The sequence below is a fragment of the Myxococcus sp. MH1 genome, from assembly GCF_059738865.1.
On record NZ_AP026947.1, the window covers coordinates 4,292,632 to 4,319,206 of the forward strand.

General features: G+C 65.0%; 21 protein-coding genes, 1 tRNA gene and 1 pseudogene. 13 read left to right on the top strand and 10 right to left on the bottom strand.

The genetic code is table 11. The features are described from left to right. The first annotated feature begins 41 nt into the window (after positions 1-41). The 5 genes from gap (at position 42) to AC6JA9_RS17235 (ending at position 3,772) form a co-directional block, all read left to right on the top strand. Entirely contained in the window at positions 42-1,052 is a 1,011-nt protein-coding gene (gap, locus tag AC6JA9_RS17215) for a type I glyceraldehyde-3-phosphate dehydrogenase (RefSeq protein ID WP_141323170.1), read from the top strand. 27 nt (positions 1,053-1,079) lie between these two features. Further along, positions 1,080-2,267 (top strand): phosphoglycerate kinase, encoded by a 1,188-nt coding sequence (locus AC6JA9_RS17220; protein ID WP_223746901.1) that lies wholly within the window; start codon positions 1,080-1,082, stop codon positions 2,265-2,267. A 57-nt stretch (positions 2,268-2,324) separates the two neighbouring features. Beyond that, a complete protein-coding gene (gene tpiA / locus AC6JA9_RS17225; protein ID WP_046713063.1) occupies positions 2,325-3,098 on the top strand; it encodes a triose-phosphate isomerase in 774 nt (257 codons plus the stop codon). Between the two features lie 87 nt (positions 3,099-3,185). Continuing rightward, positions 3,186-3,602 (top strand): preprotein translocase subunit SecG, encoded by a 417-nt coding sequence (gene secG / locus AC6JA9_RS17230; RefSeq protein ID WP_046713064.1) that lies wholly within the window; start codon positions 3,186-3,188, stop codon positions 3,600-3,602. A gap of 88 nt (positions 3,603-3,690) precedes the next feature. Then, positions 3,691-3,772: transfer RNA gene (locus AC6JA9_RS17235), tRNA-Leu, on the top strand. 47 nt (positions 3,773-3,819) lie between these two features. Here the strand turns inward: AC6JA9_RS17235 and AC6JA9_RS17240 are convergent. The 6 genes from AC6JA9_RS17240 to AC6JA9_RS17265 form a co-directional block, all read right to left on the bottom strand. After that, a complete protein-coding gene (locus tag AC6JA9_RS17240; RefSeq protein WP_497960169.1) occupies positions 3,820-5,016 on the bottom strand; it encodes a tyrosine-type recombinase/integrase in 1,197 nt (398 codons plus the stop codon). Positions 5,017-5,024: 8 nt separating this feature from the next. Then, the gene (locus tag AC6JA9_RS17245) at positions 5,025-5,252 is read right to left on the bottom strand and encodes a helix-turn-helix domain-containing protein (RefSeq protein WP_497960170.1); all 228 of its coding nucleotides are present in this window, start codon (positions 5,250-5,252) and stop codon (positions 5,025-5,027) included. Further along, a complete protein-coding gene (locus AC6JA9_RS17250) occupies positions 5,249-6,196 on the bottom strand; it encodes a DNA cytosine methyltransferase (protein WP_497960172.1) in 948 nt (315 codons plus the stop codon). Before AC6JA9_RS17250 ends, AC6JA9_RS17245 begins: the two co-directional genes overlap by 4 nt. Continuing rightward, a complete protein-coding gene (locus AC6JA9_RS17255) occupies positions 6,193-6,729 on the bottom strand; it encodes a hypothetical protein (RefSeq protein WP_497960173.1) in 537 nt (178 codons plus the stop codon). Before AC6JA9_RS17255 ends, AC6JA9_RS17250 begins: the two co-directional genes overlap by 4 nt. A 93-nt stretch (positions 6,730-6,822) precedes the next feature. After that, positions 6,823-8,832, bottom strand: a complete 2,010-nt coding sequence (locus tag AC6JA9_RS17260; protein ID WP_497960174.1) for a DNA polymerase — start codon at positions 8,830-8,832, stop codon at positions 6,823-6,825. A gap of 83 nt (positions 8,833-8,915) precedes the next feature. Further along, entirely contained in the window at positions 8,916-9,446 is a 531-nt protein-coding gene (locus AC6JA9_RS17265) for a hypothetical protein (protein WP_497960175.1), read from the bottom strand. A 198-nt stretch (positions 9,447-9,644) separates the two neighbouring features. On the opposite strand from AC6JA9_RS17265, the gene AC6JA9_RS17270 reads away from it, so the two are divergent. Continuing rightward, entirely contained in the window at positions 9,645-10,004 is a 360-nt protein-coding gene (locus AC6JA9_RS17270; protein ID WP_497960177.1) for a hypothetical protein, read from the top strand. A gap of 541 nt (positions 10,005-10,545) precedes the next feature. Then, positions 10,546-11,979 (top strand): group II intron reverse transcriptase/maturase, encoded by a 1,434-nt coding sequence (gene ltrA / locus AC6JA9_RS17275; RefSeq protein ID WP_408888341.1) that lies wholly within the window; start codon positions 10,546-10,548, stop codon positions 11,977-11,979. Positions 11,980-12,033: 54 nt separating this feature from the next. Here ltrA and AC6JA9_RS17280 read toward each other — a convergent pair. Further along, positions 12,034-13,929, bottom strand: a pseudogene (locus tag AC6JA9_RS17280) (helicase); the annotation flags it as partial. Between the two features lie 48 nt (positions 13,930-13,977). Here AC6JA9_RS17280 and AC6JA9_RS17285 point away from each other — a divergent pair. After that, the gene (locus tag AC6JA9_RS17285) at positions 13,978-14,745 is read left to right on the top strand and encodes a hypothetical protein (protein WP_497960178.1); all 768 of its coding nucleotides are present in this window, start codon (positions 13,978-13,980) and stop codon (positions 14,743-14,745) included. Positions 14,746-14,791: 46 nt separating this feature from the next. On the opposite strand, the gene AC6JA9_RS17290 is transcribed toward AC6JA9_RS17285, so the two are convergent. After that, positions 14,792-16,069 carry a PD-(D/E)XK nuclease family protein gene (locus tag AC6JA9_RS17290; RefSeq protein WP_497960179.1) on the bottom strand — a complete coding sequence of 426 codons (1,278 nt, stop codon included), beginning with the start codon at positions 16,067-16,069 and terminating at the stop codon, positions 14,792-14,794. A 367-nt stretch (positions 16,070-16,436) separates the two neighbouring features. On the opposite strand from AC6JA9_RS17290, the gene AC6JA9_RS17295 reads away from it, so the two are divergent. Beyond that, positions 16,437-17,135 carry a helix-turn-helix domain-containing protein gene (locus tag AC6JA9_RS17295; RefSeq protein ID WP_497960180.1) on the top strand — a complete coding sequence of 233 codons (699 nt, stop codon included), beginning with the start codon at positions 16,437-16,439 and terminating at the stop codon, positions 17,133-17,135. 475 nt (positions 17,136-17,610) lie between these two features. Here AC6JA9_RS17295 and AC6JA9_RS17300 read toward each other — a convergent pair whose 3' ends face one another. Then, the gene (locus AC6JA9_RS17300; protein ID WP_497960182.1) at positions 17,611-20,019 is read right to left on the bottom strand and encodes a virulence-associated E family protein; all 2,409 of its coding nucleotides are present in this window, start codon (positions 20,017-20,019) and stop codon (positions 17,611-17,613) included. A 445-nt stretch (positions 20,020-20,464) separates the two neighbouring features. Here AC6JA9_RS17300 and AC6JA9_RS17305 point away from each other — a divergent pair, with 445 nt between their 5' ends. After that, complete coding sequence (locus AC6JA9_RS17305; RefSeq protein ID WP_497960183.1) at positions 20,465-21,178, top strand: sigma-70 family RNA polymerase sigma factor; 714 nt, start codon at positions 20,465-20,467, stop codon at positions 21,176-21,178. 682 nt (positions 21,179-21,860) lie between these two features. Here AC6JA9_RS17305 and AC6JA9_RS17310 read toward each other — a convergent pair. Further along, positions 21,861-22,760 carry a hypothetical protein gene (locus AC6JA9_RS17310; RefSeq protein ID WP_497960184.1) on the bottom strand — a complete coding sequence of 300 codons (900 nt, stop codon included), beginning with the start codon at positions 22,758-22,760 and terminating at the stop codon, positions 21,861-21,863. A gap of 623 nt (positions 22,761-23,383) precedes the next feature. On the opposite strand from AC6JA9_RS17310, the gene AC6JA9_RS17315 reads away from it, so the two are divergent. From AC6JA9_RS17315 to AC6JA9_RS17325, 3 genes are all read left to right on the top strand, one after another. Next, positions 23,384-23,791, top strand: coding sequence for a hypothetical protein (locus tag AC6JA9_RS17315; RefSeq protein WP_497960185.1), 408 nt, complete (start codon positions 23,384-23,386; stop codon positions 23,789-23,791). Between the two features lie 74 nt (positions 23,792-23,865). Further along, on the top strand, positions 23,866-25,203 hold the full coding sequence (locus AC6JA9_RS17320; protein WP_497960706.1) for a terminase large subunit domain-containing protein: 1,338 nt from the start codon (positions 23,866-23,868) through the stop codon (positions 25,201-25,203). Positions 25,204-25,213: 10 nt separating this feature from the next. Next, positions 25,214-26,560, top strand: coding sequence for a phage portal protein (locus tag AC6JA9_RS17325; RefSeq protein WP_497960187.1), 1,347 nt, complete (start codon positions 25,214-25,216; stop codon positions 26,558-26,560). Positions 26,561-26,575: the final 15 nt, after the last annotated feature.

Sequence of the window (26,575 nt, forward strand, 5' to 3'; positions counted from 1 at the left end):
GGCGCGCCTTTCGCGCCCACCTCTTCTAAGGAGACACGCACATGGCCACTCGCATCGCCATCAACGGGTTTGGACGCATCGGTCGCTGCATCCTCCGCGCCGCGCTCAGCCGCAAGGAAGACCTGGAGATCGTCGCCATCAACGACCTGGACAAGCCCGCCGCCCTGGCGCACCTGTTCAAGTACGACTCCGTGCACCGCACCTGGCCGGGTGAGGTGAAGGCGACGGACAAGGGCATCGTGGTGGACGGCAAGGAGATCATCGTCACCGCGGAGAAGGACCCCACGGCGCTGCCCTGGAAGAGCCTGAACGTGGACGTGGTGCTCGAGTGCACCGGCCGCTTCACCGGCCGCGAGGGCGCCGAGAAGCACCTGAAGGCGGGCGCCAAGAAGGTCCTCATCTCCGCGCCGGCCAAGGGCCCGGACCTGACCATCGCCTACGGCATCAACCACGGCGAGTACGACGCGTCCAAGCACCACATCATCTCCAACGCCTCGTGCACCACCAACTGCCTGGCGCCCATCGCCAAGGTGCTGGTGGACAACTTCGGCATCGAGAAGGGCCTGATGACGACGGTGCACAGCTACACCAACGACCAGCGCATCCTGGACCTCACGCACGAGGACATGCGCCGCGCCCGCGCCGCCGCGCTCTCCATGATTCCCACCAGCACCGGCGCCGCGAAGGCCATCGGCGAGGTGATTCCGCAGCTCAAGGGCAAGATGCACGGCCTGGCCGTCCGCGTCCCCACGCCGAACGTGTCCCTGGTGGACCTGACGGTGAACACCGAGAAGAAGATCACCCAGGAGGCCGTGGTGGAGGCCTACCGCGCCGCCGCCGCCGGTCCGCTCAAGGGCATCCTGGAGTTCAGCGACGCGCAGACGGTGTCGGTGGACTACAACGGCAACCCGCACTCGGCCATCTTCGACTCCACCAACTGCTTCGTGATGGGCGACAACATGCTGAAGGTCATGGCCTGGTACGACAACGAGTGGGGCTTCTCCAACCGCATGGTCGACACGGCGAAGTTCCTCGTGTCGAAGGGCGTGTAGTCCGTTTCCGGTCCAGGGAGAGCCAAGATGATCCGCTACATCGACGAGCTGCAACTCACGGGCAAGCGCACCTTCATCCGCGTGGACTTCAACGTCCCGCTCGACGGCCGGAAGGTGACGGACGACACCCGCATCCGTGAGGCGCTGCCCACCATCCGCCGCGCGCTGGAATTGGGCGGCAAGGTCATCCTGGCCTCCCACCTGGGACGTCCGAAGGGACCGGACCCCAAGCTGTCGCTCGAGCCGGTCGCCGTGCGGCTGGCCGACCTGCTCGGCGGCAAGCACGAGGTCATCCTCACGGATGACTGCGTGGGCGACGGCGTGAAGAAGCAGGTGAAGGAGCTGAAGGAGGGGCAGGTGGTGGTGCTGGAGAACCTGCGCTTCCACAAGGAGGAGGAGGCCAACGACGAGGCCTTCGCGCGCGAGCTGGCCGCGCTGGCGGACGTCTACGTCAACGACGCCTTCGGCACCGCGCACCGCGCCCACGCCTCCACGGCGGGCATGGTGCCCTTCGTGAAGGAGAAGGCGGCGGGCCTCCTGATGAAGAAGGAGATCGAGTACCTGGGCCGCGTGCTGAAGACGCCGGAGAAGCCCTTCGTGGCCATCCTGGGTGGCTCGAAGGTGAGCGACAAGATCAAGGTCATCGAGAACCTGCTGCCCAAGGTGGACGCGCTCCTGGTGGGCGGGGCGATGGCGTACACGTTCCTGAAGGCGCAGGGCGTGGAGGTGGGCAAGTCCCGCGTCGAGGAGGACAAGCTGTCCTTGGCCACGCGCCTGCTCGAGGCGGCGCACCGGCTGAAGACGCCCATCGTCCTCCCGGTGGACCACATCGTCGGCACCGAGCCGACGGAGAAGAGCTCCGCGCAGGAGACGCCGGACAACGCGGTGCCCAAGGACATGATGGGCCTGGACATCGGTCCGAAGACGCGCTCGCTGTTCACGCAGCACATCCGCGACGCGCGCACGGTGGTGTGGAACGGGCCCATGGGCTTGTTCGAGGTGGCGAAGTTCGCCGAGGGCACGCGCTCGGTGGGCACGGCCATGGCGAACAACAAGCAGGCCATCACCGTGATTGGCGGCGGGGACAGCGCGGCGGCCGTGGAGCAGATGGGGCTGGCGGAGCAGCTCAGCCACGTGTCCACGGGCGGCGGGGCCTCGTTGGAGTTCCTGGAAGGCCGCGAGCTTCCGGGCATCAAGGCGCTGGAGACGCGGTAGTCTCCGTCGCGCCCAAGCAGCAGCACCACCACATCCACAGCGCTGGGGGAGTGACACATGGCCGTCTCGTCTCGACGTCGGAAGATCGTCGCCGGCAACTGGAAGATGAACAAGACGGTGCCGGAGGCCCTGGCGCTGGTCCGTGAGCTGCGGGGGGCGGTGACCTCCGTGGGGGATGTGGTGGAGGTGGTGGTGGCGCCGACGTACCTGGCGCTGCAGGCGGTGCACGTCGCGCTGGAGGGCGCGCCGTTGCAACTGGCGGCGCAGAACTGCCACTGGGAGTCGTCGGGTGCGTTCACCGGCGAGGTGTCCGCGCCGATGCTGGCGGAGCTCGGGTGTGCCTACGTCATCGTGGGGCACTCGGAGCGCCGGCAGCTGTTCGGCGAGACGGACGAGACGGTGAACAAGAAGGCCAAGGCGGTGCTGGCCGCGAAGATGACGCCCATCCTCTGCGTGGGCGAGACGCTGGCGGAGCGCGAGGCGAACCGGACGTTGGAGGTGGTGGAGCGTCAGGTCCGGGGAGGGCTGGAGGGCTTCGAGGCGAAGGACGTGGCGGGCTTCGTGCTGGCGTACGAGCCGGTGTGGGCGATTGGGACGGGGCGCAACGCGACGTCGGCGCAGGCGCAGGAGGTCCACGCGGCCATCCGGGCGCTGGTGGGCCGGCTGTACGGCGAACAGACGGCCGCCCAGGTGCGCATCCAGTACGGCGGCAGTGTGAAGCCGGATAACGCCGCGGAATTGCTGGGGCAGCCGGACGTGGACGGGGCGTTGGTGGGGGGGGCGAGCCTGAAGGTCGGCGATTTCGCGGCCATCATCCAGGCGGCCCGGTAGGGTAGGGCGCGCGATTTGGTGCTATCGGCGCACTGTTTTCTGCAATAAGGTGCGCCCTCTTTTCACGGAACGTTCGGAAAACTCCACATGCTGACCTTCGTCACGATCGTGCACGTCCTCGTGTGCGTGTTCATGATCTTCGTCATCCTGCTGCAGCCGGGTAAGGACGCTGGCATGGGCTCGGCCCTCGGCGGCGGCGCGGCCACGAGTGCCTTCGGTGGTCGTGGCGCGGTGACCTTCCTGAGCAAGCTCACCGGCGTGTGCGCGGCGATGTTCTTCTTCACGTCGCTGGGCCTGTCCTTCGTCGGCCTGAAGTCCTCGGTGGCGGCGGGTGGTTCCATCGCGGCGCCCGCCCCGGCGGCTCCCGCGGCGCCGGCTCCTGCGGCGGGTGAGACGTCGTCTCCGGCGGGTCAGCAGGCGGCCCCTGGGACGGTGGAGCAGCCGCGCGGTGAGGCGGCTCCGGCCGAGGGCCAGCAGGCCCCCGCGCCGACCCCGGCTCCCTGAGGAGCGGGTTGAAACAAATCGGAGCACGCAGCGGTTAGAAACTCGTTGCGTGATCCGAAGCGGTCCTGTAGATGGTCCGCGCAGCAACGCCCAGGTGGTGGAACTGGTAGACACACCATCTTGAGGGGGTGGCGCCGAAAGGTGTGCGGGTTCGAATCCCGCCCTGGGCAACCCGAAAGAGCCTCCAAGTCCCTAGGACTTGGGGGCTTTTTCATTTCTAGGCCGTGGCCTCCTCCTCATGTTGCACGTATGTCGCACGCGGCATCACGGGCCCGTCGAGGACTCGCACTGCATCCCGTCGGGTGTCCGGACTCAGATGGGCGTACCGCATCGTCATGTCGAGCGTGGCGTGCCCCATCAGCTCCTGGATGACCTTCATGGGGATGCCCCTCATCGCGAGGTGGCTGCCGTAGGTATGGCGCAGGTCGTGCCAACCGATGGTCCCCTTCTCCCGCGTGATGCCCGCCCGCTTCAGCGTGGTGATGAGCAGGTGGTCCATCATCCCCGGCGTGAGGTGCTCTCCGTTCTCCTGGCAGAAGACGAAGGGGCCTCGGAGGTGCCGGTGGGCCTTGAGAGCGTCCACGACGGACAGAGGCAGGTCCACCGTCCGGGTGCTGCCTCCCTTGGGAGTGCCCTCGACACCGCGCCAGATGGTCCGCTTGACGTGGAGCTTGGCGCGGACGAGGTCGACGTCCGACCACTGGAGCCCGATGAGTTCCCCCTGCCGTAGGCCCGTCTTGAGCGCCGTCGTCAGGAGGGCCATCTCTTGGGGCGTGGCCGCATCGAGGAGCTGCTCCACCTCCTCGAAGGTGAGGAAGTCGTAGTCGGGCTTCGCGACCTTGAAGAGCTTCACGTCTGGGGTGTGGGCCAGGACGTTCTGCTCTTTGGCGAGGTTGAGGAGCTTGCTGAGGACGGCCAGGGCGTTGTTGATGGTCTTCAGGCTCAGAGGCTTCGGCGTGCGGACCTTGCGCCTACGGAGAGCGCGCTTGGAGGGCGCTTCCGAATGTCCGCTGAGCCGTCGAGGCTTCTTCTTCATGGCGGCCTTGAAGTCCTCGATTTCGGCCGGGCCGATGGCGTCGAGTGCCATCTCCCCGAAGAACGGAATGAGGTGGTCGTCCAAGATCTGCCGCTTGCTCACGACGCTGGAGTGCTTGTTGTTGTTCTCGCTGTAGGTGAGGAATCGCTGGGTGAACTTCGCCAGCGTGAGGGGGGCTTCCTCGCTCTTCTTCTCCTTCCCGAAGGACCCATCGAGGAGGGCGGCTCGCAGCTCGCGTTCGTAGGCTTCAGCACCTCGACGGGTCTGAACGGGCGAGAACTTCACGACTCGCTGTTTCCGTCCGTCCGCGTGCTGAAAAACGAAGTCCACTTGCCACGCCTCCTCTGACTTCCCTTCCTTCGTCGTCCACTTCCGCAACCTGGCGCTCATCGTCGACTCTCAAGCGCAGAATCACGGCCCTTACCGGCCGTGGAATCTACCAACACGACATGCCGGATGCGCAGGGCCTTGCCGATGCGAACAACGCCCGGCACTTGCCCCAGGCGAATCGCCTCGTAGAGCGTCTTCCGGTTCACTCGGAGGAGAGCTGCGGCCTCGTCGACCGTCAGGAACTCGGGAGGGTTCCCCACTTCGACCTGCTCGGGCTGCTTCATTTCGAGTCCCTCAAGGCGGCACCGAACAGCCGTGCGTGCAAGAGTCCGTAGGCGAGTGCCGCTTGCTGGGGCACGACGCCGTTTCCGAGGAGCCGCAGTCGGTCGATCCGATGGGCCAGCCCATCAGCCATTCGACAAACCGCGGGTTCAACGTCCGGGCGCCCGGCGAGGACGGAGCGCCATCCTTCGAGGTCGTCGCGTCCTGGGGGCCATGAGGGAAGCTCAGGATGGCTTCCGAGAGCTGCCGTCGACGCTGGCCGATGCAGCTCGCGGCCTTCCAGTCGCACGCCCCCGGCGTCGGCCAGTCCTTCACGAGCGCGCTCAGGTCCGCCCCCGATTGCCGGCCGTTGCGTGGTCTCCCGCCACGTCTCCCATGGCCGTTCGAACTCTCCCCGGTGTTCGGCGTGGGCCAGGAGGAAGAGCCGCTCTCGTTTGTGGGGAGCCCCGGCGTCGGACGCTCGGAGACAAATCCACTCCGCATCGAACCCGAGGGCGGCAAGGTCGGCGAGCACGCGGTCGAGGCCCCTCGAACGGAGCGCCGCGACGTTCTCGACGAAGACAAAGCGGGGTCGAACCTCAGCGACGATTCGCGCGTACTCGCGCCACAAGCCAGAGCGCTCGCCTTCGAGGCCAGCACCCTTGCCAGCAAAGCTGATGTCCTGACAGGGGAAGCCCCCACTGACGCAATCCACGACGCCACGCCATGGGATGCCATTGAAGGTTCCAACGTCGTCCCAGACAGGAGCCGAATCCAGTTCTTCCTTTTCCATCCGGGCCACGAGGCAGGCCGCTGCGTATGCCTCCCGCTCGACGTAACAAACAGTCCGAAGGGAAGGCACGGCCAGCTTGAGGCCGTGAGCGATCCCGCCGCCGCCAGCGAAGAGTTCGAGTGCGCGGCGGGGATGAACTCCGAGGGGATGAACAGCCAGGCCATGCGCGCTCACCTCGGAAAGACTTTCCTGGGTGCGAGTCGGCCGACGACGTGCAGGCCGATGCCAATCGCATCCCAAACGTTGTGGTGCTTGTCCTGGGCTCGCGGGAGTTGGACTCGCAGGTATTCGTGCGGGCGCTCGGCGAGGCGTGCCTTGATGCGCTCAATCATCACGTCGGCATCGAGCGTGCCCTTCCACTCGCGCGGCAGGTAGCTCCGCTCCGACGTGGCCTTCAGGGAGCCCGCGACGCGCCCCACGACTCCCGCCAGTTCGATGAGGTCGTTCGGGTCGCCCTTGCTCTTCCCGGCCGTGTAGACCTGGGGGCATTCGCTCGCGAGGGTGATGGAGATGACTTCACCTGCGGCCCTGTACGGCTCCAGGAACGACGAAACGAACGCGGACACCCCATCGGCCATCCGCGCCCATGCCGGAAGCCCTCGGGCCTTCCGCTCGGCATTGGTGGGCATGCCCGCCGCGAGCAGCTCGCCCGAGTCCATGTCGAAGAGCGCGACGCCACATTCGCGAAGCCCGGGGTCGAGCGCCACGAGGAGCTGTCGCACGGTGGAAGCTGAGGTCATCCGTTGCACCATCCAGAGAGCGCGTGTGCTTCCTAAATGGGTGCGGATTCGGAGCGTGGTTCATGCCGCGCGCTTCGCGGGTGGCTCCCAGATGAGCAGCCGGCCCGAGCTGTCGCGCACCGTGGCGACGTCCTTCGACATGATGCGGGACAGCGCGGGCTCTGCTTCGATGGACGGTGCCAGGTCGGGCGTCACCTCGCGCATCGCCTGCCGCATCAGCTCCGCCTTGCGCTCGGCCGCGTCGTGCAATCGCTGCGGGTCATCGGCGCGCAGCTCGCTAATCAGCTCGTCGTGGACCATGAGCACGAGCCGGGAGCCGTACAGGGGCGAGCTGCGGTCGACGTACATCTCGCGACTGACGCGCCACATGGCCCGCTTGCACCCGACGGCCCCCAGGCCCTGGAACGGCGTGTTCAGAATCTGGGTGTAGCCGCATGCCCCGCGCAGGATGTTGGCGCCCGGAATCATCACGTCGGCGAACCCGCCCCCGTAGGTGCGCGACTTCGCCCGGTGCTGTAGCTCGCGCTGCTCGGGCCACGCGTTGAGCCACTTCGTGTCCAGTTCCTTCGCGACCTCGACGCACGCCCGGCAGACCATCTTCGGCTTGCGCTGGACATGCACGACGACGCGCTCGACACCGCAGACGTCTGCGCGCTTCGCCAGCAGGCAGAACGAGACGCGGTCTTTCGCACGCGCGTTGTAGACGAGGGAGCCACCCGTCATGCCGCCGCCCTTACCGAAGTTGAGAATCTTCGCGAGCTGCCGGAAGGCGACCGCGACGGGTTCCTTCGCCTTCACCTTGGCGAGCAGCTCGTCGTAGCTCGCCCCGAGGAACTCGGCCGCGGCAAGAGTGTGGACGTCGAGGCCACTGTTCAGGGCGTCGGCCATCTTCGAGAAGCCAAGTTCCCAGATGGCCCGCTGAGCCATGGTGCGAAGCTCAAGCCCGCCGTAGTCGACTGAGCAGTAGACGAAGCCGGGGCGGGCCTCGTGGACCTCGCGGATGCCGCCCTTCTGCGGGAGCTGCTGGTAGTCGCTGGAGACGCGCGTCGTGGACACCAGCACGTTGAAGCGCGGGTTGATGGGGTGCGAGGTGCCGGCCTCGACGACATCCAGGTAAGTGGACTTGTACTTGTCGACGCGTCCGCTCTTCCCCAGGTCTTCGAGGAGCGCGTCACCCGAGCCCATCAACGTGTCGCGGTCGGTCGCGACCTGGCCCTGGGGGAACCTGTCGCTGGGCGCGGTGATAGGAGGCTGCCCGTCATAGGCGGCAGTCACGAGCGCCGCGAGGCGCTTCGAGTCCTTCGTGCCGTCCTCGCGGTAGATGCCCGCCGCCTGGAACTTCGCCCGGTTCTCGCCCCACTCCCTCTCGACGCGCTCACGGAGCTGGGCCACCGACGCGCCGCTCGTCCGCATGCCCCAGATGGAAGCGAGGTGGAGCGCGAACGCCGCGCGCATCTGGTCGGCCTCGGCATGCAGGTTGCCGCCGTTGGGAGCCTCGCGCGCGATGGCCTCCTGCCGGAAGTAGACGTCGAGCGTGTAGCGAGCGTCGCGCTTCGGGTAGTCCGCCGCTTCCTGGGGCCAGCGCTCGACATGGACGCCGTCGAGTTCCGCGTAGCGCAGTCGCCATGCCTTCGGGTTCTTCTTCTCCTCGCTGATGTCGAGCCCCAGGTGGCGCTGGACGAGGAGCGCGAGCGGGTAGCGGGCTCCCTCGTCATCGTCGAGCTTCCGGCCGGTGGACGGGTCGACGCCGTACACCCCTCGGGCGATGTCGATGAGGGCTTCACGGACCTGGACGCAATGCAGCCGCCCGGCATCGAGCGCCGCGAAGATGGGGGCGACAAGGCGCGGGTCATCCGCCGCCATCACTCCCAGGTCATAGACGAGGTTTGCGCCGACGAGGTGTGTGTCGAGGGCGTTGATTGCCTCGCGGAAGAAGGCGCGGGCCTGGGCCTTGTCGAGTAGCCGTTCGGTGCCCGGGGCCTGTGCCGCGACGCTCCCGCAGACGAGAGGGGGCGCAAGCAAGCCGGGCTGAATCAGCCACGTCTCCGTGTCGAACGACCAGACGTTCACGGGAAGCCTTGTGTGGGAGGGAGAGCGGCCCGTGTCGTGGGCCATCCGCTGACGGAGCGCGCGCCGTCAGTCGCCGCCCGGCATCAGGCCAGGGCGTCAGCGAGCGCGGGGAGCTTGCTACCCTTGCGGGCCTGCTCGACCTGGGAGAGCTGCTCGTCGTTCAGCTCGACGTGGGACCAGCGGAAGCCGGTGATGACCTTGCCGGCGTGGCCGTCCTTCGCGGGGAGCTGCTTGGGGAAGACCTCGCAGCGAATCAGGACGTGGGTGCCCGCCTGCCGCTCGTCGAAGAACTTCTTCAGGACGGCCGGGTTGGCGAACTCGTGCTCGTCGGCACCCACCAGCGTCATGAGGAAGGACTTGAAGCGCCCGCCGCCGCCCTTCTTCTGGTCGCTGAGGTTCTCGACGTAGTCGACCGTCTCGCCCACGCGGCTGGGTGACTCACTACCCGGGAGGGCTTCGGACTCGCGGACCTTCAGCTCGGCGATGGCCGAGTCGCCCTTGAAGCCCTCCTTCATGCGGATGACGGCGACTTCGAGCAGGTAGCGCCCGGCGCGGGGGTAGCGGCCTCCGGTGGCGGCCTGGGCGGTGGCAATCTTCGTCAGTGCGTTGTTCATGGTTACGTGGGCCCTTGGGCTTGGGTTGAGTCAGCGAGGAAGTGTGCTGACCCCACGTAAATGCGTGCGGATTCTGGGAGTGGCTCGGTAGCGCGAAGGGACTTGAACCGAGCTTGATTCTTGAACCATCATCCGACCGAGGAGCCAGAGCCAAATCCGGCGCCTAGTGTCAGCCAGTCCCAGGGGGAAATTATGTCGATGGTTGAGCGTGAAGTGCGCAGAAAGAAGGTTCGAGAGCTCCTTTCTGACTACGAGAAGCAGGCGCGCGAGAAGTGGGCCGACTCGACCGAAGAATCTCTCGATGTGGTCTTAAACACGTGCATGAACAAGAGCAGGGCAGCTCGCGCTAAACTTCTCTCTTCGTCACGAGCGGTTGTCGCACTAGGGCAAGCATTTGAACTGGTCCGCGATGACTTGAATGAGGATGAACGAGAAGAGGTTCTCAAAGCGCTTGATTTTCAGCGCCAGGATTTTGTGGACGCATCTGAAGAGTTTGCCAGATTGGAAATCATGTCCATGGGCTTAGTTGGTGCTAGGAATTCGCTATTCCCTAAGTAGTCGTACTCGCATGGTGCGTCCTGAAGGACGAGAAAGAGGAGCACGTCCATGCTCCACCAGACCTGCGGGTGAGAGTCCCGTCCGGGTAGACACCGGAGTGCCCGGTAGCAGGCCCCAGCCGGTCGCCGAGAGGCGGCAGGCCACAGCGGGGCGTCAAAAGCCTCCGACAGGGAGGGAGCAAGAGCACGGGCCGCAACATGAAGTGAAGCCTGCCGCCTCGACAGAGACACAATGGGAGAGCCGAGCCGAGCATGTCACGGTGAAGGCCAGGTCCGCTGCGGACGAGTCCGGGTGTGAAGCAGCGGAACTCCCCGGGGTATGGGGCGCGGCACGTGTTCAAGGAGTGGTGGGGAACAGGAGAGACCCGACTGCGCAGCCGTCGTCGCGGCAGGGCCCCGCGTATAAGCCGAAGGCGAAAGCGAGGGGAGTGCAGCGGGAGTCCGAGGGGGCCGTAGTACCGATGAGGGGCGTGCAGGACAACGCGCCCGGAGGGAAGGGCCCCTGCTTGAGTGGTGCTTGGGTGGGAGGTAAGCGCGAGGGCATGAGCCGCCACGGCGGCTCCAATCTCCCCGGTGGACCAGAGTCCACCGACAAAGTTCGACGACTCCAGCGCAAGCTCTTCGTGGCAGCCAAGCGGTGCAAGGAGCGCCGTTTCCATGCGCTGTATGACCGAGTCCACCGGAGTGACGTCCTGTGGGAAGCGTGGGAGCGGGTTCGACGCAACAAGGGCGCGGCTGGCGTGGATGGAGTCACGCTGGCGGCGGTGGAGCGGTACGGCGCGCAGCGGCTGGTAGAGGAACTGGGCGAGGTGCTGCGAGCAGGAGCGTACAGGCCGCCCGCGGTACTGAGGCGGTACATCCCCAAGGCGGACGGGAAGCGAAGGCCGCTGGGCATTCCGACGGTGAAGGACCGCATCGTGCAGATGGCGGTGAAGTTGGTGCTGGAGCCGGTATTCGAGGCGGACTTCCTGCCGTCCTCGTATGGCTTCCGGCCTCGCCGAAGCGCGTTGCAGGCCCTGGAGCGCATCCGGGAGGTAGTCAATGCCGGATGTCGCCACGTGCTCGACGCGGATATCCGCGATTACTTCGGCAGCATCGAGCATGAGCTGCTGATGGAGCGGGTGGAGCGACGGGTGTCGGACCGCAGGGTGCTCAAGCTGCTGAGGCAGTGGCTGAGTGCGGGAGTGGTAGAAGAGGGCCGGTACTCCGAGACGGTCTCGGGGACGCCGCAGGGCGGAGTGGTTTCTCCGTTGCTCTCCAACATCTACCTGCACGTCTTCGACAGCGTGTGGCAGCGGCAGTGCGCGCGGGTAGGCGAGCTGGTGCGCTACGCGGATGACTTCGTGGTGCTGTGCAAAAGCCGCGAAGCTGTCGAGGAGGCTGAACGAAGAGTGCGAATCATCTTCGAGAGGCTGAAGCTACGACTGCATCCGGAGAAGACGCGGCGAGTGGAACTCACCGAGGGCAAGGAAGGCTTCGACTTCCTGGGCTGTCACCTGCATCAACGCATGTCGGGCAAGCTGCTGGAGGAGCGTGGCCTCAAGCGCTACTACCTGCACAGATGGCCGTCAGCGCGGAGCATGAAGCGGGTGAGGGCCCGGGTGAAGGAGCTGACGAGTCGTCAGCGGTACGGGGTGAAGGACGTGCGAGTCATCATCGCCGACCTGAATCCGGTGCTGCGAGGGTGGGGCAACTACTTCCGCAGCGGGAATGCAGCCCGGAAGTTCAATCAGCTCGACTCCTACGTGTGCAGGCGGCTGCACCAGTTCATGGTGAAGCGCAGGGGAAGGAACCTGCGAGCCGGACAGGCTCACGAGTGGAATCGGGAATGGTTCTGGGGACAGGGGCTCCACCGATTGCGTGGGACGATTCGTTACCCGAAACCGTGCATGCTGCACGACAACACTCTCGTTAAGCCGTATGCGGGAAAACCGCACGTACGGTTTGAAAGGAGGCGGGTGGAAACGGGCCGCTGACCGGTACCGCGCCACCCATCTACCAATGAGTGGTTCGACGTGTAGCTCGCCGAAGCACAGCTTCTGCGGAGTGCCTTCTGTCTGTTCGATGAACCGGGCGAAGTCGCGGGCCTTCTGGAAGGCCCCGACTAGCTCGTTCGTGTGCTGGTACAGCTCCACCTCGACTTCGTCGGCGAACTGCCCCTGTCGGTGGCATCGGCCGATGGCCTGTTCCCATGCGGCCCCATCCGCTGGCGGGTTCACGAACAGCATCCGGGAGAACATCGTCAGGTTCTTGCCCGTCCCATGGGCGCGCAGCGACGCGACGATGGACCGCTTCCCGCTCTCCCGGATGATGGTCGCCGACGCTTCCGGGCCGCCGCCGTAGAACGGCACTCCCGCCGCCTTCGCGATCCGCTCGCCCAGTTCCGGGAACTCTACCCAGACGATTCCCGGCTGCCCCTTACGAGTCGCCCACTTCGCCGCGTCCTTCACGATGAAGTCGGACAGCCACACGGCCTCCGTGACGTGGACCACGCGCTTGTGAATCTCGCCCCATGCGGGCCAGGACGCCGCGCGCCACGTGGGCAGGTCGCCGTCATAGGGCGGGGACTGGTGGGCGCGAATCGCGGCGCGCACTAGCAGCCCGGGCGAGTCGAGGTGCTCGGCGGGCCGCTTGAGGCGCTCGCGCAGCTCCCGGTTGAACTCCTGTCGGCGTGAAAACCAGCGAAGAATCAGCTCGGGGTCCTGCGGCACTCCCTGAATGGCCGGGTATCGCCAGCGGTGGAAGAAGCCGCTCGCGAGCTGACGCGCGCAGACGACGCGTTGCAGCTCGTCGACGAACTCCTCGCCGTCGGGGCGTTGCCCGCCGAGCGCCGTTTGAATGTGGGCGAGCAGCTCGTCGGGCACCTTCCCCGGGTCGCGAGTGCGGATGACCAGCGGCATGCCGACGGCGCTCTCGTCCGTGGCCACGACGCCCGGGGTTGCGTTGCGCCAGCGCCGATAGGCGTCACGCACCCGCCGCCGCTCGCGCTCGGCCTCGTTCTCTCCTTCGAGCGGGGCCAAGGGGGCGGCAGGGTCGACGAGCTTGAGCAGCTCTCCAGGAGGCGCAAGGGCATGTCCTGGGTCCAACGCCGCGGCCCACTCCTCGACGACGTGGTGCTTGAGCGGGAGCGGACTCCTGTCGCGTAGGGCGTACTCCGCGAGGTGGGCGTAGTCCTTCACCGTTCGTGTCGCCAGCGTGCCCGACTGGGCCACGAGGCGCGTCTCGGGGTGCTGTTCCAGATAGCGGAGGAACCGGCCCGTGCGCGCGCTCTTCCGGTCCTTCAGCTTGTGGGCCTCGTCGCAGACGATGAGGTCGGGGCGGATGCGCGTCAGGAGGTCGGTGCCTTCCTGGGTGGAGAACTTCTCGTAGGTGATGACGTGGAGGACCGGTAGGCCAGGCCGGAACCACCTGCCGCCCGCGAGGTTGGGCAGGCGCCAGTGCCCGCCGTAGTAGTGCCAGTCGACGTCGACGAGCTGCGCGCGCAAGTTGGACGGCAAGAGGAGCACGGCGACCTTGCACCCGGGCATGACCAGGGGCAGCAGCAGGTCGACCAGCGTCTTCCCGTGGCCCACTCCGATGGGGAAGAGCCCGCCACCCGTGCGCGCGGCTTCCAGGAGGGCAAGGCGCTGGATGGGGAGCAACGAGGACGGGCACCGCTTCCCGAGCGTCCGGCAGGTGCAACGAACCTCGGGAGGGGCCCGCAGCGAGGCTTCCAGGGTGGCGAAGTCGCCGTCCCCGTAGACGCGCGTGAGGTCCCGGCGAGGGAGGCCGAGAACCCGGGCGAGGTCGGGGGACCAGCCAACGGGCTGCCCCTTCGCGATGGTGGCGCGGTCACCCGCGAGCTTCGCGAGGGCGAAGGGCGTAGTGGTTGCGGGGCGCTCAGCGGAAATCGCCGCACCCGGGTTGAGCCGGTGGAGGAGTTTCATTTGCGGCGTTCTAGAGGCTAGAGTTGACCTCAAACAGGGGAGGGGTTCATGTCCTATCGAGAGCTTCTGAGTGCACGTTTTCAGGTCAGGCTTAGAGAAGAACAGCAAGCAACCCGTCAGCGTATCGGAGATGACGATGAGTCGTATCGCGCGCGTGGGGGGTATGGCAGTGGCCCGCATGTGACGAGCGGAGCTCAAATCTACATTGAGGGTGTTGAGCGATTGGTGGTGGGGATTCTGAAGGAGTTGCGCCAGGAGTCGATGCAGCTTTCGCCGAGAGCATTTGCCGAGCTGTGGGAGTCTGCTGGATCATGCTTGGATGAGCAGATGAAGACTGAATTTAGGCGGCGCAAGCTCACGCTGAAGTCGGCACTTGAGCAAAGAGGGCGCTGGGATATGTCCATGGAGATGGTCGTAGGGCAGATGTTCGAACAGCATGCGTCGAATCTTCGCCTTGATGTCCATCACCGCATTGAGGAGGCTAAGCATTCCTACGTTCTGCTTACTGTTCCGAGTCGCCCTCCAACAAACGAACTGCTGGTTCTTGTTGAGGAGGTGAAAAAGCTCGTGGCTGCTCAGGGGGATGTTTCGGCGTTCTTGAGCCAGAACGCGCCACGCTTGGATCGGATTGAGTCGGAGATCAAGCGTGTGGGGCTGGATGTAGAATTTGCTGCCGACGTGCTTACGCAACAGCTTGGGGACAAGCTCACGAATAGAGGTGCGATATCTCAATTCTTGAGCGGGGTTTCCACTAACGCCGGCTATGACGTGATCAAGTCTGCTCTTGGTGCACTGTCGGGACTTGCTGGCGGGTAAGCAGGCTTCAGGAGGAACTGTCGCGCTGCGGAGGCGAGCTAGAACTCTACCGGGTTCCACGAACGACCACGTCGAATGACGGTTCGAGGGCCTCGACGATGACCTGCATCAGCTCCGAGTGCGCGAGGCCGAGCGCGAAGTAGTGCCCCGGGCAAGGCGGCTCGGCGCGAACGGCCATCGCCAGCGCGCCACGCCACTTGCCGAACCCCAGTGAGGAGTCGGAGCCCGCGAATCGCACGTCGTCGACACCGCCCGCTTCGGCGACCTTGCGGTGCATCCTGTCGACGTAGGCGGTGAGCGCCATGGGGGGCGGCCCGTCGAACGTGGTCGGCAAGCAGTCCACGAAGAGGACGCTGCGCTGACGCACCGACGGCGCCACCTCCGCGGCCTGCTCGGGCTTCGGCGGGCGGCCTCGACGCTTCGGCGCGGGCTGCTCGGCGACCTCGGGCGCCACCTGGACGGGATTGGGCTGGGGCGCGTCGGGCGGCAGGACGGCGGGCAGGTCGGACTTGTTGAGCAGCTTGTCACGCAGGGACATCGTCTTGCTTCCTCCAGTGAGGCACTTCGCCATGAACGGACACCCGCCGTACTTGGCGCAGGCGGGGCCGTAGTTCGCGGGCACGTCGGAAGCGCGGGCGGCTTGCGCGTGCGCTTTCATCGCTTCGACCTGGGGCTCGGCCTTGGTCCGCCACTCGCGCGCGACGTGCTCGACGGGCACCGACGCGACGACGGAGGCGGCAAGGCGCTGGCCTCGGGTCTGGTAGTAGATGTGTTCGAGTTCCAGGACACGCAGGCCCGGGAAGCGCTCGACCTGGCCGAGTGTCCACGCGCCATAGCCGACCATCTGGAGCCCGGGTTCCGTGTCGGCGTCGGCGAGCTGCTCGGCGCTCGCGGCGTTGCTCGCGATGTTGCTCGTGAACTTGTGGTCGGTGATGCGCAGCACGCCCTCGGAAGCGAGACGCCGCGCGTCCACGAGGTCGATGAACCCGGTGAAGGGGATGCCGCCCGCCGTTAGTGGGGGCGCGCCGTCGAGGGGCTGTTCTACGAGTAGGTCGGCGCCGGGCGTCGGCAGGAGATGGGCGCCCGCCTTCGCGAACGCGCCGAGCACGTCTTCGCCCGTGGACAGGAAGTGCTCAAGCTGCGCGTGGCCTTCGGTGCCGACCTGCTGAGCCCCCGTGGTGGGCTCCGGAAGGCGCATGACCTTCTGGAAGAACCACGCACGAGGGCACAGCTTGTGGCGCTTGAGTTGCGAGACGCTCAACCGTTGGATGACCCCGGCGATGACCGAGGCGGTGTTGCTGGGCGCATCGAGCGAGGGCGTCACCCTCCCTAAATGAGTGCGGCTTCCGGGAGTGGCTCATCTGCGCGATGAATGAGGGATGCTCCCCACCTTCGTGCCCATTGGTTGTCCCTGCTCACCAACGCGTTAGGCAGTAGCTGATGGCGGGCTCCATGTGGTTACGAGTGCGCACAAGACTGATGGTCTCAAGGCCAGGCGCAGGGGATGTGTAGTTCTTGAGTGATTCTCGATAGTTAGATGGAGTGGGGATGGTCAACCATCCTCCAGTGATACCCAGGTCGACGAGCTTGGGGGCTGGGAGCGTGCTGCTGTCGGGTTTCTGTCGCCCTGCTGTCGTGGTGCGGCGAGCCCTCCCAGATGAAATTCAGGGGGCGGAAGAGGAGAACTCCACTTGAACGAGGTCATTGAATTGAACGCGGTCATTGCAGAGAACGTCCGGCGCCTGCGGGAACATAAGTCGTGGAGCCAAGAAACCCTCGCTGGAGCTGCGGAGATCAATGTCCGAACGGTCCAGCGGGTGGAGAGGGGGAAGGGGGCAGGAAAAGAATCGCTCCTTGCGATCGCTAGTGCGCTGGAGGTGTCCGTAGACGACTTACGCACAGATCCGCGGCAGGGACTTGCACAGTTGTTTGGGGTCGCGCTGCATGACATTACGCCGGAATTTATTGCAAAGAAGGCGGAGGAGGCAAAGGAGAAGTACGAGACTGTCCCACTTGTTGCTGCAAGCACGGCCGCCGAGTTGGATGCGATTTTTGATGTTGATTCAATGCGAGTCGACTGCATCTCTGACTTGGAGGCAGTCAAGGACGTGGCGGCAGAGTTGGAGGAGTTTCTAACGGATTTGCTTGATGTCTCCGGAGAGTGTGGGGCCGTCCAACGACGAAAATATGCGAAGGCTGCATTCGAGATCGTTCAGCAGATTCAGGAAATGGGCTCTGTCGTTTCAATTGGCGTCGATAGCCATCGGCTCTCTTTGGCCGGGGGGGAGTCCGTGCCTTGGCGCACGCTATATGTAGTGATCGCTCCATCCGATCAGATCAAGACGGCCGCTATTGTAGAACGCAATGTGAAGGTGCGATTTCGTGTCTGAAGTACTTGCGGCGTCGGTCTGATGTGGCTGTTTCCTGTGTCGTGCCCCTCTGGCCGAAAGTCTGCTCGGGCTGTGGGGGACGTGGCTAATTCCCTGGGAGCGGTGTCATGAATGTGTCGAGTGCGTTCGGTGTGGCCATGAAGGCTGGGCTTGAGCTGGACCTCGTTGGGTTACTTGTTTTTATTGTCGTGTTTTCGTTTGTCTGCCTGTGGGCCATGGTCTGGAGTGCATGGCAGCGGTACGTCACTGGCGGTGCAGTCGTTAGGTCAGGTGGACGTTCTGCGCATAGACGGAGGATGCGTCGGTAGGGGCTCTTTGGCTCGGAACTAATCAACGGGATGTAGTTGTGTGATGTGCGCTGCCATTGAAAGGCTGGTCTATTGGTGGTTGTTCTAGGGTCCTGTCAAGCGGGGTGCAAATTGATTGTCTAGCCGCGATGGTGCGCAGTCTCGATGATGCCTTCTTGGGGAGCACGTCACTTGCCACGCTTCTCCATCGGCGCGTTCTTCAGTTCGTCCGGGAGGTAGTAGACCAGCGGGCGCTTCCCGTCCCCCATCCGGCGCTGGCCACGGGTGAAGCCCAGTGACTTCAGGGCCGCCCCAATCTCCCGTGAGAACCGCATGTCCACCTGGGCGGGGTGAAGCGCGAAGGCTTCGACGCCGACCTGGAGCAGCGTCACGTCGTTGGGCCGCCTGTCGGCCGGCATCTCCAGCAGCCATTTCAAGATGACTTCCTTCCGGCTGTCTCCCACGTTCTCCATGCGCAGCGCGGCCTGCTGCTCGGCCCCGGCTGCTTCCTCGTTGGTCAACCACCAGTCCTCTCCCTGGTGGAAGCGCACGACGGCCTCGGCCCAAATCTGGCTGCGGTCGCGCGCGAGCCCCTCGGTGTCGATGCGAGTGCACTTCACCGGCCAGAAGCGGCGATGCCCCGTAGGGTCTCTCAGGTAGTCATCGTCGTTCGTGGTCCCGACGAAGATGCACCGACGCGGAGCCTTCACGTTGGCGCGTCCGTAGGGAGGCCGGTACGTGTCCTCAACCCGCGTGATGAACGCCTTGAGTGCCTGATCCTCGCTCTTGCGGAACGTGCTCAGTTCGGCCAGTTCGATGAACCAGAACTGAGAGGCCAGCATCGCGCTGTCCTTGCTGGTGACATCGATGGTCGCGTCGCTGAAGTACCTGCCGCCCAGAATCCGGAACGCCGTTGACTTCCGTAGGCCCTGGGGGCCCTCCAGAATCATCACCGTGTCGACCTTGCATCCAGGGCGCAGGGCACGTGCAACGGCTGAGATGGCGAACTTCGCTCCGACGGCCCGCAGGTAGTTGGGCTCACCTCGCGCGCCGAAGTACGTCACGAGCAGCTCGTCGAGCCGCGGCTTTCCATCCCAGACGAGTTCCGCGAGGTAGTCGGCCACCGGGTCGTAGCTGTTGGCCTTCGCCACGGCGAGGAGCTGCTGCGCGACGACGTGCGCCTTCGGCATCAGGCCGAGCTGTCCGTACTTGCTGAGCTGAATCCAGTTGGCGACGAGCACGTCGAGCGTTTCCAGGTCCACACTGGGGCCGAGCGGGCTGGCCTCCACTTCGAGCCCCTTCGTGACTTCGTTGAAGCGGAAGACGTCGCGCCACTCGGGGGACTTGAGGAGCACCGTGAAGACGTTCGCCTCGCAGTTGCGAATGCGCTTGCCGCCGTCCTTCGTGGTGTCGAGCAGCAGCTCCCCCACCCAGGCGTCGGGGTCCGGGGCGTCTTCCTCGAAGCCGGGGGCGTCGATGGAGAGCGAAGCAGGTGTGCTCCCGCCGAGGGCCTCCCAGATGGCGCGGTTATCGGCGAGCTGCGACGCGTCCCTGGCTCGACGACGTTCCTTGTGGCGCCGCAGCTTGAAGAGGGCCTGCTCGCACAGGTGCTCCGTCCCTTCCTGCCAGTCCGTAGCCGCGAAGGACGCGCGGAACAGCTCGACGATGGCCGATTCGGGCGTGGCGAGCGGCAGGACGAAGGCCGCGCACGACATCAGGGCGTTCAGGGCGTTGTCGTGGCCGCCGACGGGGGCCAGGGGCTCACCGGCAAGGGCTCGGCGCACGAGGTCGACATGCTCGGGCTTCCGGATGCGCCGCAGAAGGGCCCTCAGCTCGTGCAGGTCGGTCGGAGAGGCATCAGGGGGCGGGGGAGTAGCCGGAAGGCCCGAACGCGCCATGGCGAGCAGCCCGTCGACGTCCAGGGGCATTCCCTCGCCGCTGAGGGCCATGGGTTCGACTCCCTCGGGGGCATCCGGCAGGAAGTAGAGGCGAGCCAGGTCCTTCGTGGCCGGGTCGGCGGGGAGGTTGAGCAGGCGGATTGCGGCCTCGCGAACGGCGGACCACTCCCGGGGCATGACGGGCCGGGACAACGGCATGACGAGCCGCAGGCAGTAGTCCTCGGGCGGGCGGTTGCTGTGCGTCGAGTGGACCGCGAAGGCCAGTCCCCGATTCCTGACGGCATCCAGGCACGAGAGCTGCGACGCGCTGAGGTGGTCCAGGTCGAACACGGCGACGGTGACGGCGCGCACGTTCTCGGTGCGTCGTCGCTCGACGATGTCGACGGGGCTCCATGCCGGGCCATTCTTCGCGGGACAGCCACGAGGGCAGGGCGACGTCGGGCAGCGGCTGCGACGATGGGCGACGAGCTTTGCTGACAGCTCGGGCCACGAGAGGTCCGCGACTTGCGGCACGTTGTCTTGAGCGGACGCGTAGAAGGCGACCTTCAGCCGGTGGGCATGGAGGGGCGAGGGGACGGGCTTCGGGGCGGAAACGTCGAGTGGTTGGCTCACCCCTGCTAAATGCGTGTGACTTCTCGCAGTGGCCCGCGTGCTCGTTTTGTTCGCCGGCAGGAGGGGTGTCAGCTCGTCACTCGTCAAAAAGGCTGGCTTGCTAAACCCCTTAGCTCCCCCTACCTCTTCTCCTCCCTTATACTACTTCACCTTCTTAATCTTTAGAGAGTTAGAGAGAGTAAAGAGAAGAGAGGATAGTCAGTTGACTAGATAGGGTCGGTTTGGAGCTGAGGTCTCTACCTCGGGCTCGACTCGCCTTCTTCTCCTGCCGCCTGCTTCGCTGGGCCACGGTGAGAAGTCACACGCATTTACTCAGGGACGGCACTCATGCCGTTGGGCTGCCGCAGTGCGGTCCTGTTACGAGGGGCGATGTGTCACCGTGTCTGAGACTGCGTGTGAATTGGGTGGGGTCGGCATGAGGCGTGCTTTGCGCGCGGCGATGTTTCACGAGCCCAAATGTTTCAGGGCCAGCGCTGGGAGGGCCGTTGCACGCTACGGGTACGTCACCGAGGCAGCACAGCAGACTGTCCTCGTGACGCGAATCGTTCAGGCCCGAGAGGACGGGGACGCCGCGCTTGAGCGACTCCTGTCCGCCGAGCTGCTCGTGTCCGTGCGTCCCGTCATCCGGTGCGCCGTCTTCAAGTGCCTGCCGTTCGCCGGCTCGCTGTCGCCTGAAGATCTCGAACAGGTCGCCGCGATGGCCGTGCTGCGCACCGTCGACAAGTTCGACCCGTCGAGGGGACGGCAGTCGTTCGGCGATGTGGCCTACTTCCGCGCACGGACCGCGTGTGAGCAGTACGCGCGACTCCACGCGAGCGACGTGCATCCGAGCGATGGCGCGCACAAGGGCCGCACGGCGGGTTCAGTGCGTGATGCCGAGCGCAACACGATTCGAATCCATCGCATGGACACACTGTCTCATTTCTCGGACGGTTCCCCAGGCCACGAAGAGCTGTTCGACGAGTTGGAGGCCGCACTCTACGAGCGCTCGGGACGCGATGCCGACGACGAGACGCCCGAGGCGATGCTGCTGGCGGCTGAGTCACGAGCCCTCGTGTTCGAGGCCGTGCGGCAGTTGGCTCCCCAGCAGCGCGAGCTGGTGTCGCGCGTCTTCGGTATCAACCGCCCCGCGCAGTCGGTGCGCTCCGTGGCCGAAGCATGGGGCGCGCCAAAGAGCCGGGTCGACCGGATGCTGGCGCGAGCCCTGGTGGAGCTGCGAGTTCGGCTTGTTCGTCAAGCGGAATAGCGTACCCCGTCGTTGTGGGGCGACGAGCACTAGAACTGTAGTGGATTCCCTGCGACGGCGTCACTCCATCCGCTGACTACAAACCGTGTTACGCGTGGTCCGCCACCTGGATGTGACGCTGTTTCGTTGAGCCCGAGATGCAGCATTAGGTCTGTGGGAAATGAGCTTACGGGTGTGTTGAAGGTGCCAACTCCGTCGGTCACTGTTCTGATGTCTGACTCGATGAGTGGATGTTCATGGATAGGAATGCCCCACTTTCCAAGTAGCCAACCTCCGACGTAGTCGGCAACATACTCTTCGTCGTGTGCCGATGTATTGAGGATACCTGCCTCCTGCTTGGAAGTGGCATAGAGATGGCCGACTTCATGGAAGACAGAGAACGCCAATAGGCGCGGGGTGCAGGCTGCGAGATAAGTAGGTCGAAAGACTATCAGTTGGCCAAGGCCTGCAAATGCAGCGTCTCCATCCTCGCGCCCGAGATCTACCGAGATTGGTTCTAGCGACAGTTCTTTGGACGCCCAGTCGGCGTATTTTTGGGCAAGTTGGCGCAGGGGCTCATGGGCTGATGTTCTCATTTTGACTTAGTCCACTTGTGTGACCACTTCGCCTGAGGGGGCTGTTGCGAAGGTCCAGTCCCCAAACAATGGAGGTTAGTGTCGCGCGTGTTCAGCATCCCAGGTCCCTAGATCGTGGTCGATTGTGGCTGGACGAGCAGGAGGTCCGACGTTGTCACGGTACTTAGGCCAACGGCGCGTGCAGAGTTGAGCATCTTTTTGTCATTGGTGACCAGAATCCAATCCTTGCGCACGAATAACAGATGTGCTAGGTCGAGAGCTTCGTTTCGCCCCATTGTGCCAATGGACATGGCCGTCTTTGAGAATGCTGAAATAAAGGCATCGATTGATCCATCGTAGCTGTTGTAGATGCGGCCGATGAAGTCCTCGGTTGGCCTGCTTGTGACGTCGTTTGCAGCTCGCAACGCCAATCCGTGGATGGTGATTGACTCGTTTGATTTTCGGCATTCGATCGAGAACCACTCGCAGAATTTTGAGTATCCGGCGTCGAGGATCTCGCGGGGCACCTGCGTGACTAGTTGTCCTGCCTTGGCTTTCTCAAAGGCATCTCGGACCTGTGGGTTCCCTTGGCGGTTCATCTGTATCAGGGCATCTCCGAAGTTAGTGTCGTATTCTTCGAAATATGGCCTGCCGAAGTCCAATTTTAGTTTGGACTCTTTTGTTTTGAAGTCGTCCCGGTCGCTGGATGTTGTTATGCATTGGGCGAGTTGCTGGAGTGAGGATGGGCGCTTGTCAGTGAAGGTGTAGTTTTTTTCTATTTCTGAGAAGCACAGGGCGAGCGGCCTGTCTGGTAGTGTCCACTCGATTTCGCAGCTCTTTAGACTCAGAAGAGCTGTCAGTGCGGCCCGCCTGCTCTTGAATTCTTTGTCGCATGCAAGGATGCCGTTCACGAGTTCGGAGACAGTAAGTGCGGACGTTTTGAAGACTCTATCTGGCGTCTCGATCTGATTCAGGCGAGAGCTGAATCTGCGGACGGCGCTCGTGTCTAGGTAGTATGTCGTGGGCATGGTTTTTATGGGCTGGATAGTTGAAGCTTGGTGATGGTGGCCTGGGAGTTGCCGTAGTTGAGTGTATAGGTGACGCCAGCTATGCTATAGGTGTGCTGCTTTTGGCTGGAGTGGTCTAGTTGTTTGGATTTGCCCTGACGTCTCCTGGGCGGCTTGCTTGGGGCTCAATCTCGACCCAGGTGGATAGGTTGTTGAGGACGAATTGTCGAGCGGCGGTGGGAAGCCGCTGGAATTGCTTTTCTGCGTCGGGATGAATGTCGATTTTTATGGTGGGTGAAGACATCGTTTCAACCTCGCTGGCGTTGCTGATTGAGTAGACTATATCCTACGCTCAGTTGCGGTTGCGCTATCGGGAAAGTGCGGCCCAACTTTGTCGGTATGTGACTATGTGCTCTTGTGTGGGTGGGTTGTCTGGGCTGCCCCCGGCTAGCATTTCCTTCCACGGGCTGAATCCTGGCTTGCTCGGCGCGCACCACTTTTCAGAAATTTTTGGGAAAACCGCTGGGGCCGCTGCGTTTTGTTGGGCGCCCCCATGAAAAAGCCCGCGAAACCGCACGCATTTAGATGGGGTGGCACGACCGACCAAACTCACCCCTGAGCTTCAGCAGCAGATCTGCGACCACTTGAGGTCCGGCCTCTTCCGTCGAGCGGCGGCGGGCCTCGTGGGCGTCGACGAGCAGACCCTCTCCCGCTGGTTCCATCGTGGCGCGAGCGAGCCGCGCGGGCTCTACCGCGAGTTCTTCGTCGCGGTGAACCGGGCGGAAGCCGAGTTCATGCAGGGGGCGACCGAGACCCTGCAAGCCGCCGCGACGACGAACCCCAAGCACGTCCAGTGGTTGCTGTCCCGACGCTTCCCGGAGCTGTACGGCCGGCGCGACAACGTCGAGGCGAAGAGCCCCGAGGACCAGGCCGCCGACACCGCCGCCCTGCGCGAGCTGCTGATTGACCGGCTGGGGAAGTTCCTCCCCGACGAGCTGCCCGCCACCGAGGCCGCTTCCCCCGTGCCTCCCAATGAGAAGGGGGGCGAGTGATGCGCAGCGTTCTGACTGGGGCCTGGGCGAAGTTCGCTGAAGGGCTCGCTCCCCACGAGTCGCCCGCGTCGAGGATGGTCCAGGTGGCCGGCTCCCGCGCGCAGCTCGCGAAGCTCTTCGGCGGGCTCGACGACAAGGAAGTCGAGCTGCTCGTCTACGACCTCGACTACTGGGCGCGGCGCGAGCAGACCCCTCCGGACAAGTTCTCGACGTGCTTCGTGATGGCCGGGCGCGGCTTCGGGAAGACGTGGTGCGGCGCGCGGTGGGTCATCAAGAAAGCGTGGCAGGCGAAGAGCGTCGGGGCGCTGATTGGCCCGACGGCGGCGGACGTGCGCGACACGATGATTCGCGGTGCGTCCGGCATCCTCGCCCTGTCGCCGCCCTGGTTCACCCCCAAGTACGAGCCCAGCAAGCGCCGGGTGACGTGGCCGAACGGCGTCTACGCCATCTGCTACTCGGCGGATAAGCCCGACCGGCTGCGCGGCCCGAATGCCGGCTGGGGCTGGGGCGACGAGCCCGCTTCGTGGAAACACGACATGGCGGCGGTGGACCAGCTTCCCCTGGTGCTGCGCATCGGCTCGCGCGAGGACCCGCCGCAGCTCCTGCTGACGGGGACGCCGCGCCCGCTGAAGAAGATTGAAGAGCTGCTCTTCTCGAACACGGAGACCCAGGAATTGAAGCCGGGCGTCGTGCTGCGCACGGGCTCGTCGCTGAGCAACGCCGCGAACCTGGCGCCCACTGCCGTGGCGAACATGCGTGCGCTGGCGGGGACGCGTTGGGGGCAGCAAGAGGTGCTCGGGCGACTGCTGCTCGACACGCCGGGGGCCATCTTCGGCTCGGCGAAGTGGCGGCGTGTCGACTCGGACCCGCACGATTACGCGCAGCAGTTGGACCGGCGCATCGTCAGCGTGGACCCGAGCCCGACGAGTGAGACGGGCTCCGACGAGACGGGAATCATCGTCGAGGGCTGCAAGTCGAGCGCGCTGTTCGGTGCCGACGGCATCCCGCTCAAGCGCGTGTCGGTGCTCGCGGACCTGTCGTGCCGGGCCAGTCCTAGGGAATGGGCGACGAAGGCCATTCGCGCCTATCTGGAGTGGGGCTGTGACGCGCTCGTGGTGGAGGTGAACACGGGCGGGGAGATGGTGGAGACGCTTATCTCCACTGTCGCGGGCGAGATGGGCGTGTCCGTCAACGTGAAGCCCGTCCGGGCGACGAGCGCGAAGAGCAAGCGCGCTGAGCCCGTGTCCGCCCTTGCCGAGGCGAGCCGCGTCGAGTTCGTCGGGACGTTCCCCAAGCTCGAACAGCAGCTCAGCAAGTTCACCGGCATCAACGGGCGGCGTGATGACCGTGCCGATGCCTTCTGCTGGGGCGTCCACGACCTCGTGTTCGCCGAGCAGTTCTTCGCGGTGTGAGGTGATGGGTATGGGGTTGCTCGACAAGATGCGCGCCGCGCTGGGCGGTGGCAGCAATCGCAAGGGAACAGGGCTGGAGCTGAGCCGGTGGACGTCGGCCCCGCCGCGCCGCGAAGTGCCCGCGCTGCTCGCGGCCTACGCGGAGATGCCGTGGCTTGGGACCATCGTCGACACGGTGGGCGACGCCTTCGCGGACGTGACGTGGCGCGCCTTCGTGCGGCAGGACCCCGCGACGAGGAAGGCGCTCGTCGACGTGTCGCTGCGCCGGGCCTGTGGCGACATGCGCCGGGAGCGGTTGAAGTCGCTCGTGGAGTTGGGCGGCGCGGTGGAACTGGCGGACCATCCCCTGTTGCGACTGCTCGCGGACCCAAACGACATGATGACGGGCCGCGACTTCGCGAAGCTGTTCTGCCTGCACTACGACCTGACGGGCGAGTTCTTCGCCGTCGTCGAGGAGCTTGCTAGCGTGCCTGTGGGACTGTGGCCGGTGCCTCCCGACTGCGTGCTCGCGCTGCCCGACTTGAGCAAGCCGAAGGCGGAGCGCACGTACACGGTGACGGCGGGTGGGCGCATGTTCTCGCTGCCCGCCGCGAGCGTCGTCTACGTGAGGCGGCTGAACCCTGCGGACCCGCTCGGCCGCGGCATCGGCATCGCCTACGCCCTGGGCGACGAGGTCGACACCGACGAGCACGCCGCGCGCTTCACGAAGAATGCCTTCTTCAACAACATGTTGCCCGGCGCCGTCATCGCGATTGAGGGCTTCAACGAGGGACAGGCCGGGCCCGCGCGCGCCTTCAAGGAAAGCCTCGCGCGCGAGTACGGAGGCCCCGCCAATGCCGGCCGGGTGATGATTACGAGCGGCAAGACGACCTTCGCGCGGCTCGACACGCCCTTTCGCGACATGCAGCTCGTCGACCTGCGCCGCTTCCTGATGGACTACATCCGGATGGTGTACCGCGTGCCCCCGGAGATTGTGGGCGACGTGACGAGCAGCAACAAGGCGACGAGCTACGCCGCGCGCGAGCACCTCGCCGAGCAGGCCACGAAGCCGCGCGCGGAAGTCTTCCTGGCCGCCGTGCAGAAGTACCTGGCCCCGCGCTTCAACGACGACGTCCTGCTCTCCTACGACTCACCCGTGCCGGCCGACCGTGAACACCGCTTGAGGGTGATGGGGACACTCCCGAGCGCCTTCACCTTCGACGAGTGGCGCACCGAAGCGGGCTTCAAGCCCCACGCCGAGCGCAAGGGCTTCGCGGAGCTGTTGCCGGGCCAGAAGCCCAATGAGCCGGGGCAGACACCGACGCCCGCCGAGGGCAGCTCAGCGGAAGCGCATGCCGAAGCTGCAAGCGAGCGCTGAGCCACTCCCAGAAGT

Coding starts and splice junctions, on each gene's coding strand:
- gap (WP_141323170.1), top strand. CDS start 42: ATGGCCACTCGCATCGCCATCAACGGGTTTGGACGCATCGGTCGCTGC.
- AC6JA9_RS17220 (WP_223746901.1), top strand. CDS start 1,080: ATGATCCGCTACATCGACGAGCTGCAACTCACGGGCAAGCGCACCTTC.
- tpiA (WP_046713063.1), top strand. CDS start 2,325: ATGGCCGTCTCGTCTCGACGTCGGAAGATCGTCGCCGGCAACTGGAAG.
- secG (WP_046713064.1), top strand. CDS start 3,186: ATGCTGACCTTCGTCACGATCGTGCACGTCCTCGTGTGCGTGTTCATG.
- AC6JA9_RS17245 (WP_497960170.1), bottom strand. CDS start 5,252: ATGAAGCAGCCCGAGCAGGTCGAAGTGGGGAACCCTCCCGAGTTCCTG.
- AC6JA9_RS17265 (WP_497960175.1), bottom strand. CDS start 9,446: ATGAACAACGCACTGACGAAGATTGCCACCGCCCAGGCCGCCACCGGA.
- AC6JA9_RS17270 (WP_497960177.1), top strand. CDS start 9,645: ATGGTTGAGCGTGAAGTGCGCAGAAAGAAGGTTCGAGAGCTCCTTTCT.
- ltrA (WP_408888341.1), top strand. CDS start 10,546: ATGAGCCGCCACGGCGGCTCCAATCTCCCCGGTGGACCAGAGTCCACC.
- AC6JA9_RS17285 (WP_497960178.1), top strand. CDS start 13,978: ATGTCCTATCGAGAGCTTCTGAGTGCACGTTTTCAGGTCAGGCTTAGA.
- AC6JA9_RS17310 (WP_497960184.1), bottom strand. CDS start 22,760: ATGCCCACGACATACTACCTAGACACGAGCGCCGTCCGCAGATTCAGC.
- AC6JA9_RS17320 (WP_497960706.1), top strand. CDS start 23,866: ATGGTCCAGGTGGCCGGCTCCCGCGCGCAGCTCGCGAAGCTCTTCGGC.
- AC6JA9_RS17325 (WP_497960187.1), top strand. CDS start 25,214: ATGGGGTTGCTCGACAAGATGCGCGCCGCGCTGGGCGGTGGCAGCAAT.